Genomic DNA, 9,978 nt, shown 5'->3' on the forward strand with positions numbered 1-9,978 from the left:
GTCGCCCCACATCGTCCCACCCGGAGACCCGCCCATGCTGAACATCGCGGACACGCTCTACGACTGGTGTCGCGAGGCCCGCCCCTTCGCCCTCGCCACCGTCATCCAGGTCAGCGGCAGCGCACCCCTGCCACCCGGCACCGCACTCGCCGTCGACGCCGACGGCACGGCGGTCGGCAGCATCTCCGGCGGCTGCGTGGAAGGAGCCGTCTACGAACTGTGCCAACAGGTCCTGGCGGACGGCGGCACACCCGCACGAGCCCGGTTCGGCTACTCCGACGACGACGCCTTCGCCGTCGGCCTGACCTGCGGCGGCGAAATCGAAGTCCTGGTACAGCAGGTGGAGCCAACGGCCCAGCCCCACCTCACCATCGCCCTGGAAGAGGTGGTGTCGGGCCGTCCCACCGCCGTGGCCCAGATCGTCGACGGCCCGGAGGAACTCGTCGGCCGCATGCTCTGCCTGTTCGGCGACGGCAGCGCCCACTACGGAACCCTGGGCGGCGCGCGCGAGGACCGGGCGGTGGCGGCACAGGCCCGCGCGCTGCTGCGCGCCGGGCGCACCGGCCTCGTCGAGGTCGGCGGAGATGCCGACACCTGCCCCGACCGACTGTCCGTCCTCGTCCACACCCACGCGTCCCGCCCCCGCATGCTGATCTTCGGCGCGGTCGACTTCGCCGCCGCACTCAGCCAGGCCGGGGCCTTTCTCGGCTACCACGTCACCGTCTGCGACGCCCGCCCCGTCTTCGCGACGCCCGCCCGTTTCCCCCACGCCGACGAAGTCGTCGTCGACTGGCCCCACCGCTACCTGGAACACACCGAAGTCGACTCCCGCACCGCCGTCTGCGTCCTCACCCACGACGCCAAGTTCGACATCCCCCTCTTACTCCGGGCCCTCGACCTCCCGGTCGGCTACGTCGGCGCCATGGGCTCCCGACGCACGCACGACCACCGCCTCGACGCCCTGCGCGAAGCCGGCGTACCCGACGACCAACTGACCCGCCTGCACTCCCCAATCGGCCTCGACCTCGGCGCCCACACCCCTGCGGAGACAGCGATTTCCATCACCGCCGAGATCATCGCCCACACCAACCACCGCACCGGCCTGCCCCTGTCCCACAGCACCGGCCCCATCCACCAACCTGTCTCGGGCGACCTTTCACCGGCCGCACGAACAGCCGCGTGACGACCCGACCGTCGCAGCAGCAGGATCCCACCGGGACACGGGACGCCTCTCGGCTGCAAACGAGCCGAGGCCAGTGACGGTTCTCCAACCCTCGCACCGCGCTGGATCGCTCGCCCACCCCTGACGGCCCGGACCCGAAGAGATGCGGCACCCCCAAGAAACGCCGCCCCCAACCGCCCAAGGTATTGGCCGCCCGAGGCCGACATGACCCAACCGATGAGGAACCACCCGTGAGTGCCCTGTTCACCCCCCTGACCCTGCGGTCACTGGAGATCCCCAACCGCGTCTGGACATCCCCGATGTGCATGTACTCCGCCGCCCAGGAGGGGCCGGAGACCGGGGTGCAGACCGACTTCCACCTCACCCACCTGGCCAGCCGGGCAGCCGGCGGCGCCGGTCTCGTGATGGCCGAGGCCACCGGGATACGACCCGACGGGCGGATCACCCCCTGGGACCTGGGCCTGTGGAACGACCGCCAGCAGCAGGCGTTCGCCCGCATCACCGCGGCCATCCGCTCGCACGGCTCGGTCCCGGCGATCCAGCTCACGTACGCCGGCCGCAAGGCGTCCGTCGACAAGCCCTGGCTCACCGGCGGGTACATACCCCAGGCGGAGGGCGGCTGGCAGCCGGTCGCCCCCAGCCCGGAGCCGTTCGCCGGACGGCCCGCTCCCCACGAGCTCACCCTGGACGAGATCCAGCAACTGGTGCGCGACTTCGCCGAGTCGGCGAGGCGCGCGCTGGCCGCCGGTTTCCAGGTGGTCGAACTGCACGGCGCCCACGGCTTCCTGATCAACTCCTTCCTCTCCCCGGTCTCCAACCACCGCACCGACGCCTACGGCGGCAGCTTCGAGAACCGACTGCGTTTCGCGCTGGAGGTCGTCAACGCAGTACGCATGGTGTGGCCCGAAAACCTGCCGGTCTTCTTCCGCACCTCGGCCACCGACTGGCTGACCGAGAACCCCGACGACGACCGTGAGGGCTGGACCGGCGACGACACCGTCCGCCTCGCCAAGGAACTGCGTGCGCACGGCGTCGACCTGCTGGACGTGTCCAGCGGCGGCATGGTCGCCGACGCCACCATCCCCGTCGCGCCCGGCTACCAGGTCCCCTTCGCCGCCCAAGCCCGGGCGGCGACCGGCATCCCCACCGGCGCCGTCGGCCTGATCCTGGAACCCGCCCAGGCCGAGGACATCGTCGCCACCGGACAGGCCGACGCCGTCCTCCTCGGCCGCGAACTGCTGCGCAACCCGTACTGGCCCCAGCACGCCGCCCTCGAACTCGGCGCCGAGCCCCGCTGGCCCGAGCAGTACGGCTACGCCGTACGACGGAGCAGCCGACGCTGAGAGAACGGCATCCGCTGCACCAGCACACGACCCGCGTCGCTCCACGAGGGCCGAGACGACCGGCCTTGTCCTGAGGACGGCGTCGCGCAGGCAGCCGAGCCGAAGGAGCCAAAACCGGTCAGCGGCGCGACCCACTTCGACCACACATATTGATCTTCATACGGAAGCTGCGACGGCCCCGCCAGTCGGCGCTTCGCCATCAACACCGCATGACGGTCCTCACGCTCCCTGCCCGCTGCGGACGGGCCTCAGCCGACCGTCGGCACCCAAGATAAGGAACGCCCCGTTCATGCGCGCACAGCAGCCCTCATCCATGCAAGCGATCGGCGTCCGAACCTACGGCGGCCCGGAGGTGCTGCGCACCGTCGAACTTCCGGAGCCGCATGCCGGTCCCGGCGAGGTACTGGTTCGGGTGCACGCCGCCGGGGTGAACCCGGCCGACGTCATGCTCCGCGACGGCTCCCTCACCGAGTGGTACCGCGATCTCGAACCTCCCTTCATCCCCGGCATGGACGTAGCGGGGACGCTCGACGAGGTCGCAGACGACGTCAGGGCCGCGTACGGACTGTCCGAAGGCGATCCGCTGATCGGCATCGTCGACAACCACGGCCGTCACGGCGGCTACAGCGAGTACGTGGTCCTGCCTGCCGCGTCGGTCACGCGTCAGCCTGCCGGGACGACGTTCGCGGAGGCCGCCTCGTTTCTCATGAACGCGCTGACTGCCCGGTGCGTCCTGGACTTCCTCGCACTCGCCCCCGGCTCGACACTGGCCGTCACCGGAGCCGGTGGAGCCGTCGGCGGCTACGTCGTTGAGCTCGCCGCAGCGGAGGGCCTGCACGTCGTCGCGGTGGCCTCCGAGCAGGACGAGGAGTGGCTGCGCTCCCGCGGCGCCGACACTTTCGTCCCTCGTGGCGACGACATCGCACAGCGCGTACTGGACGTGGTGCCCGGTGGGGTCGACGCCGTCGCGGACAGCGCCATGCTGCACGAGCGGATAACGCCGGCTATCCGCGACAACGGCCAGATCGCGGTCGTCCGTTTGTGGGACGGCGATCCCGGCCGCGGCATCACTGTGCATCCCGTGAACGTCCGCACACGCGTCACCGACACGGCGGCCATCATCCAGCTACGCGAACAGGTCGAATCAGGTGAGCTCACCCTCCGAGTCGCGGCGACCCTGCCGGCGAACCAGGCAGCCCAGGCTCATCGGCAGCTCGAGAAGGGCGGCCTGCGGGGGCGGCTCGTCCTTGAGTTCCCACCTGCGGCAGCCATGTGAACCCCACCGCAGCGCTCGGACGCAGTATCGGCCGATCACACGACGTTCGGGTCGATCACCACACCGCACGCCACGACCTGATCGGGGTCATGCCGACGCTGGCAGAGAGAGTTCGCCTGCCGGCGCGAAAGTGGCCTCGCCGTGTGCGAGTGGCGCACTCAGGGGTCGCCGTGTTGCCCACTCTCCTTCGGGTGACATTGAGAGCCGAATGTGGCCACTGCCGTGCTGGTCAGGCAGGGTGGCTGACTGGTCCCTCGATCCCGCGAGGTGCTTGTCTCTGGGGGCTCGGTGCAGCTGTTCTTCACAGACCGGCGGAAGGTCTGGAAGGTGGGGGACCTGGCCGGAGTTCGCCCTGCGGACCTGAGTGAGCTGTTTGAACGGCGACGAATTCCGACAGGCACGCCGATCCTTGTGGACGAGGTGATGCGCCCAGTAGAGCCGCTGTCGAGCTGGTTCCGGGTGATCGGCCAACAGGGCCTGGACGCGAAGACGATGCGGGCGTACGCCTACACCGTCTTGATGCTGCTCAACTTCCTTACAGCACGGGGCCTGGACTTGCGGCTGGCGACCGAGAACGACGTGCTGGAGTTCCGGCGGTGGCGGCGGGAGGACGCCGAGGAGACTGTCGGCGAGGCCACCTGGGATCGGGATGCCGCCGCGATCGGCAGGCTCTACGACTACCTGGCCCAGGTCGGCTACGTGAGCGGCCGGCCCTGGCGGGCCACGGGACGCGGGGAGTCCCTGGGCAGCGGGGTGAGCCGGGATCCGCGGGTCCGGCACATGGAGCTTGACCAGTACCTGTTCTTCCGGGACGTCGGGTTTGGTGGCTTGGAGCCGGGCGGCGGACTGGACTTGGGTTTCCGGGGATGGCGGCCGCACCGAAACCGCTCGGCGTTGGAGCTGGCGCTGATGACGGGGATGCGGATTCAGGAGTGGTCGACCCTGCTGCTGCCCGAGCTCGGCCTGGCCGGCGGCCGTCGGCCCGCGGTCGCGGACGTCGACCTGGCGGCATGTGCGAAGTACGGACGGCCGCGGTCTGTCTACGTGCCCAGGGACGCGATGGAACTGCTGGACCCCTATCTGCTGCTGGAGCGGCCGGGGATCGTGGCGACAGCGCAGCGCACGCTGCGGCGCCAGGTGCGCGACCTGTTCTTGGTCCAACGGATCGAGGGGGACGGCACCCGGGTCCGCGGTGTCCTGGAGGGCGTCACGGTCACCCGGGTGATCAAGGACATGAAGCCGGGTCTGCGGCGGGTCACCGTGCTGGAGACGGGCGGCGGCCTGGATCCACTGGCGCTGTTCATCGGCCAGGGCGGCCGGATGCTCACCGGCTCGGGCTGGGACCGCATCCGCTGGCGGGCGTGGAAGCGGATGAAGCAGTGGAGCGTGCACGAGGCAGCCCCGGTACTGCCCCGGCGTTGCTGGGTCTTCCACGACACGCGGCATACGTTCGCGCTGCGGCTGCTGGTCTTCTTGACCCGCGAGGCTCTCGATGACGTCGATGCTGAGCAGACGCCGATGGCGACGCTGCTGGAGCACATGGTCGGCAACCCCCTGCTGGTCGTCCAGCGCCGGCTCGGCCATGCCCATCCCTCCACGACCTATCGCTACATCCGGTATCTCAAGGACCCGATGCGGGAGGTCGACGCCGCGTTCCGCCGCTGGAGCGCGGCGGGCGGCGCCTCCTACGTGACCGTCGCCCGCCGCCTGATGCATCTGGAGCCCGCCGGTGCCACGCAGGGGTGAGTACAGAAGCGGATTTCCCGGCCACACGCCTCAGCCGGCGGACAACACGCGTATTGGGTTGCGGCAGGTGACCGGGCTCAATCCGCAAGACCGCCCGATGACGGTCGTCTTCGACCCCGCAGCTCATACCTGCGCTGGACTGGCCAGCGAGCTCGCGGACGAATGGGTCGAGCTGGCGGCGTCGGCAGGCTTCCGGGAGGGATCGTGCCGCACGTACCGGCGCGCCATCAGCAGCTTCTGCACCCACGTCGACGCGACGGTCGCGGCAGCACAGGACGCCTCGCTGGCGCGGGAAATGCCGGACCTGCACTACGCGGTGACAGAGTGGATCAGGCTGCTGCCGGCCGGCTACCCGGCGGGATCGCGACACCCGCACGCGCTCGCCGGGCGGCTGAGGGTCCTCATCGCGCGCAGGATCGCGCACCCGAACCGGCCGGTCTCCGGACACCTGGACGGCTGGGTGCAGGGCGCCGTCGGTCTGCGGCGCGGCCGGGGCGAGGAGGTCGACGAGTTCACCCGGGCCGACAAGAAGAAGCTCATCCAGGCCGCCTGGACAGACCGGCTCGCCACCGAGGCGAGAATCCGAACCGGATGGGTGCTCGCGGCCGCGGGCTGTGATCCTGCCCTTGGCGGCTGGATAGAGCCGCGCGACCTGCTGTGGGCGCTGGCGAACGACGCGTGGACCTGCGAGGACATCGCGCGCCATCTGCCCACATTGCCACAGTGGCCGCCCGCGCTGCGTGAACTCGTCCCAGGCGACGTGCTGCCGCATCTGGCCCGCGGGTACCTGCTGCGCCGCCTGTTGGCAACGCTGTTCCCCACCGACATGGATCTGCACAGCTACCGGATCCTGCTGATGGCAGCCACCGGCAGGGCCTCCGAGGAAGTCGTCGCGCTCGACGAGGACGACCTTGAGTATGGCCCCCAGAGCGTGCTGATCGACTTCACGAAACGCCGTGCCCGCACCGTGCAGCGCCGCTCCTACGGCACGGAACCGGACGAGGACCAACGTGACCTGCACCCGGCCGCGCCGCGGCTGGATGCCGTTGAGCTAACCCATCAGATGCTGCAGATGGCCCGTCCGTTGGCCGAGCGAGCCGGTATCACCCCGGTCCCGCTGTTCCTGCGCGCGTCCGTCGACCACTACGCGCTGACCATCCGGCGGTTCGTCGGAAAGGGGAGCGGCGCAGGGCTGGCGGACTGGCTGAGGGCAAAGGAGATGACGATCCAGGGCCCGGCCGACATCCGCCGGCTGCGCAAATCGGGGAAGGTCGAAAAGGCCATCGCGTTCAAGGGCCGCATCAGCGACATCGCCGACGACCACACCGCTGAGACCTTCCGCACCCACTACGCCCACGGCACGACCCTGCGCGTCATCTCAGGCAGCGTCATCACCACCGCCCAGCGGCACTGGCTCGACAAGGCGCTGAACGGCCCGGTCGTGCTCAGCGACGAGGCCGAGCAGGCGCTGGTGGAACCGGGCGCCGCCGAGACTCTCGGCCTGTCCGCCGAGGACGTCGAGCAACTGCGTTCCGGTGAGCTGGATATGGGCGTCTCCAACTGCCGGGACCCGTTCGCCTCCCCGTTCGGCCGCCCCGGCCAGCTATGCCCGGTCGCTCCAACCCGCTGCCTGGAGTGCCGCAACGCCTTCGTCCTGCCCTCCAATCTCCCTCAACTGCTGTTGTTCGCCGCCCATCTCGAACAGCTCCAGAACCGCCTGGCCCCGGCGCACTTCCACGCCCTGTGGGGGCAGAGCCGCGCCAACGTCCTCGAGGCCCTCAGCCTGCGCACCAGCGACGAGATCACCCACGCCCGCCAACGCATCGCCGACGAAGGGCTGACCCTCAACCTTCCACTCGCCACCCAGGTGGAGTTCGAATGACCGGCCGACAGCACCCCCTCTCCCCACGGTCGAGCGTCTTCGCCGATGACGAGCCCGTCCTGCAGTCCCTGCCGCTGCTGGCCGGCGCATCATCGCCCTCCTTCGGCGAGAGCACCTGCTGGGACTTCAACGGAGTCCTGCGCCGCCCGGCGAGCCACCTGACCGGCCAGTGGAGGCTGCCGTTCACCGACCTCAGTCCGGGCCAGAACCTCCTCGCCCGTGAGTTGGCGATGATCGAGTTCAACCCACGCCATCCCGCCGTCCTCGCCGCGGGCGTGCACCTGCCGCCGACCCCGCGAAAGGTCCCCACCCAGCGGGCCCGCGGCCAGGTCCTGCGCGCGCTTGCCGCGTTCGGCACCGCCGAGGGCCTGCCCGACGACTACGCCCAGTGGGCGGTCGAGGACTTCCACCGCTACATCACCGAGCGCCGCAACACCACCGACGACACCGCCGTCCGCGCCCACATCACGGTGGTCAAACTGCTGCACCAGGTCGCCCCTGTGCTCACCATGGGACTGCCTGCGGACCCCTGGCCCGGTCAGACCGGCGCGAAAGTCCTGGGCCTAGTGCGGGAGTCGAGGCTGCGCACTGAGGTGGTCGAGCCAGGGACGTGGTTCCCGCTCATCCGCGCGGCCTGGACGTACGTCGACGTCTTCGGCCCCGACATCCTGCGCGCCCGCGCCCACTGGAAGAACCTCCAGACCACGCGGCGGCACCTGGGAGCCGTACAGCAGCGTCGTCGGCTCAGCACGTGGCTTGCCGACCCTGTCAGCAGGGTCCCGGTCTGGCATCCTGACGACCCGCTGCGCCACCCGCGCACTACGACGCCGGTGAACTGGGCGCTGCTGACCGCCATGCTCGGCCTCGGCGACACATCGAATCTCTTCGCCCCCGGTACGGCGGCGGGCCGCCTGGCCCGCGCCCGCGTGACCGAGTTGGTCGCCGCCGGCCGCACGCAGCCCGGGCTCCTGCCCGGCCTGGCCGAGGTCGAACGCCCCGACGGCACCCGGGGCCCCTGGCGCCACTCGCTGCACCCGCCCGCCCTGTGGATCGAGTACACCGCGCTGCGCAACGCGGCGTTCGTGCTGGTGGTGGGGCTGTCGATGATGCGTAACATCGAGGTCCGCGACATCCTCAAGGACTCGGTCGTCGAGTACTACGGCAGCCCGGCAGTGAAGGCGACCAAGCACAAGCTGGACCCGGACCTGCCGGTCCGGCACTGGTGGATCATCGAGCCGGTGGCCAAGGCGATCGCCACGGCGGCCGAGTTGTCGATCGATGACGAGTACGCCTTCGCGTCCGTGCAGGCCAAGTCGCCCATCAACCACTTCGACAGCGGCGACGCGATCACCTGCTTCGTCAGGCACGCCAACAACAACCGTCACATCACCGGGCTTTCGCAGATTCCCGAGCGGAAGCTGGCCCCGCACATGTTCCGCCGCACCATGGCGATGCTCACCCGGGAGTTTCCCGGCTCGGAGATCGCTGTCGGGATGCAGCTCAAGCACGTCGCCACCCGGGCGCTCGCGAATACCACCACCCAGGGCTACACGGAGCCCTCGCCCGCCTGGGCCCAGCACTTGAGGACCGCCATCAGCGAGCGTCGCTTCGAGCGGCTGGCCGAGCTCTTCGCCGCCGACGGCCGTGGCAAGCCGATCGGCTACGGACCGGGCGCCGACCGCCTGCGCGAGACCTTCGCCGTCATCCGCGCCAAGGCCGCCGAGATGAGAGCGACCAACCAGGCGCAGCGCGGCGATCTCCGGGTCGAACTCGACCTCCTGCGCCGCACGCGACTGTCCGTCCGCTTCGGCAAGCTCAACCACTGCACGTTGGACGACGCCAACCCAGTCGGCGCCAAATGCCTCGAGGACGCGATCGTCCCCGAAGGCCACCAAGGCCCGCTCATCGACCGCTGCCAGCCTTCCCGCTGCGCGAACAGCGTCATCGCCCCCGCTCACCTGCCCATCTGGACCGCGGAACGAGCCTCGCTCACCGAGCTGCTCGCCACCCGCAAGCTCCCGCCCAATCGCCGGGCACTGCTCACTGAACAGCTCCACGACGTCGACCGCCTGATCCGAAAGGCACCCGATGACCCCTCCGACGGTGTCCGCAAAGACTGAGCAGGCTCTGCGCGAGGCGATGGAACGCCTGTTCAGCGGCCAGCCCACCCGCACCGACGGCAAGCTGATCAAGAACAACCTTTGGCGAGAAGCCGGCGTCAGCCGAGCGACGATGAACCGTGCGACTGCCGTCCTCGCGGAGTGGGATAACCGCGTCGGCCGAAGTCCCGCCAGTCTGCGCGATCAACATCAGCAGGAGGAGATCACCCGCCTCCGCCGACAGCTGAGGGGCAACCGGCAAGAGCGCCAACGACTTCAGCAGCAGGTTGACGCCGCAGCGACCGTCATCGCCACCCTTCTCGCCGAGAACGCCGCCCTTCGCGAGCAACTCGCAAAGCGCTCTGGCGTCGTCGTCCCACTGCCTCTCGCCCGTCGAGAGTGAGCCGACTCGAGGAACGGGGCAGGCGGGCGTCATCCCAACTCTAGCC

7 protein-coding genes are annotated in these 9,978 nt (G+C 69.9%); all 7 read left to right on the plus strand.

From position 1 onward, the window contains the following. Positions 1-34 precede the first annotated feature (34 nt). The 7 genes from ACFTZL_RS24015 (at position 35) to ACFTZL_RS24045 (ending at position 9,932) form a co-directional block, all read left to right on the plus strand. Positions 35-1,183, plus strand: coding sequence for an XdhC family protein (locus ACFTZL_RS24015; protein WP_382586413.1), 1,149 nt, complete (start codon positions 35-37; stop codon positions 1,181-1,183). 230 nt (positions 1,184-1,413) lie between these two features. Next, positions 1,414-2,526 (plus strand): NADH:flavin oxidoreductase/NADH oxidase, encoded by a 1,113-nt coding sequence (locus tag ACFTZL_RS24020; protein ID WP_382586383.1) that lies wholly within the window; start codon positions 1,414-1,416, stop codon positions 2,524-2,526. 289 nt (positions 2,527-2,815) lie between these two features. Then, positions 2,816-3,802: an NADP-dependent oxidoreductase gene (locus tag ACFTZL_RS24025; RefSeq protein ID WP_382586386.1), complete on the plus strand. Its 987-nt coding sequence runs from the start codon at positions 2,816-2,818 to the stop codon at positions 3,800-3,802. A 423-nt stretch (positions 3,803-4,225) separates the two neighbouring features. Beyond that, the gene (locus tag ACFTZL_RS24030; RefSeq protein WP_382586389.1) at positions 4,226-5,548 is read left to right on the plus strand and encodes a tyrosine-type recombinase/integrase; all 1,323 of its coding nucleotides are present in this window, start codon (positions 4,226-4,228) and stop codon (positions 5,546-5,548) included. A gap of 97 nt (positions 5,549-5,645) precedes the next feature. Continuing rightward, positions 5,646-7,430, plus strand: coding sequence for a hypothetical protein (locus ACFTZL_RS24035; protein WP_382586392.1), 1,785 nt, complete (start codon positions 5,646-5,648; stop codon positions 7,428-7,430). After that, the gene (locus ACFTZL_RS24040) at positions 7,427-9,550 is read left to right on the plus strand and encodes a hypothetical protein (RefSeq protein WP_382586395.1); all 2,124 of its coding nucleotides are present in this window, start codon (positions 7,427-7,429) and stop codon (positions 9,548-9,550) included. The genes ACFTZL_RS24035 and ACFTZL_RS24040 overlap by 4 nt, the downstream gene beginning before the upstream one ends. Continuing rightward, the gene (locus ACFTZL_RS24045) at positions 9,534-9,932 is read left to right on the plus strand and encodes a hypothetical protein (protein ID WP_382586397.1); all 399 of its coding nucleotides are present in this window, start codon (positions 9,534-9,536) and stop codon (positions 9,930-9,932) included. The genes ACFTZL_RS24040 and ACFTZL_RS24045 overlap by 17 nt, the downstream gene beginning before the upstream one ends. Positions 9,933-9,978: the final 46 nt, after the last annotated feature.

It is taken from the genome of Streptomyces sp. NPDC056948, assembly GCF_042674225.1.
Taxonomy (GTDB): Bacteria; Actinomycetota; Actinomycetes; order Streptomycetales; family Streptomycetaceae; genus Streptomyces; species Streptomyces purpurascens.

What these genes read in the sequence shown, in the direction of transcription:
- ACFTZL_RS24030 (WP_382586389.1), top strand. Translation starts at nt 4,226, where the DNA reads ATGCGCCCAGTAGAGCCGCTGTCGAGCTGGTTCCGGGTGATCGGCCAA.
- ACFTZL_RS24015 (WP_382586413.1), top strand. Translation starts at nt 35, where the DNA reads ATGCTGAACATCGCGGACACGCTCTACGACTGGTGTCGCGAGGCCCGC.
- ACFTZL_RS24025 (WP_382586386.1), top strand. Translation starts at nt 2,816, where the DNA reads ATGCGCGCACAGCAGCCCTCATCCATGCAAGCGATCGGCGTCCGAACC.
- ACFTZL_RS24040 (WP_382586395.1), top strand. Translation starts at nt 7,427, where the DNA reads ATGACCGGCCGACAGCACCCCCTCTCCCCACGGTCGAGCGTCTTCGCC.
- ACFTZL_RS24035 (WP_382586392.1), top strand. Translation starts at nt 5,646, where the DNA reads ATGACGGTCGTCTTCGACCCCGCAGCTCATACCTGCGCTGGACTGGCC.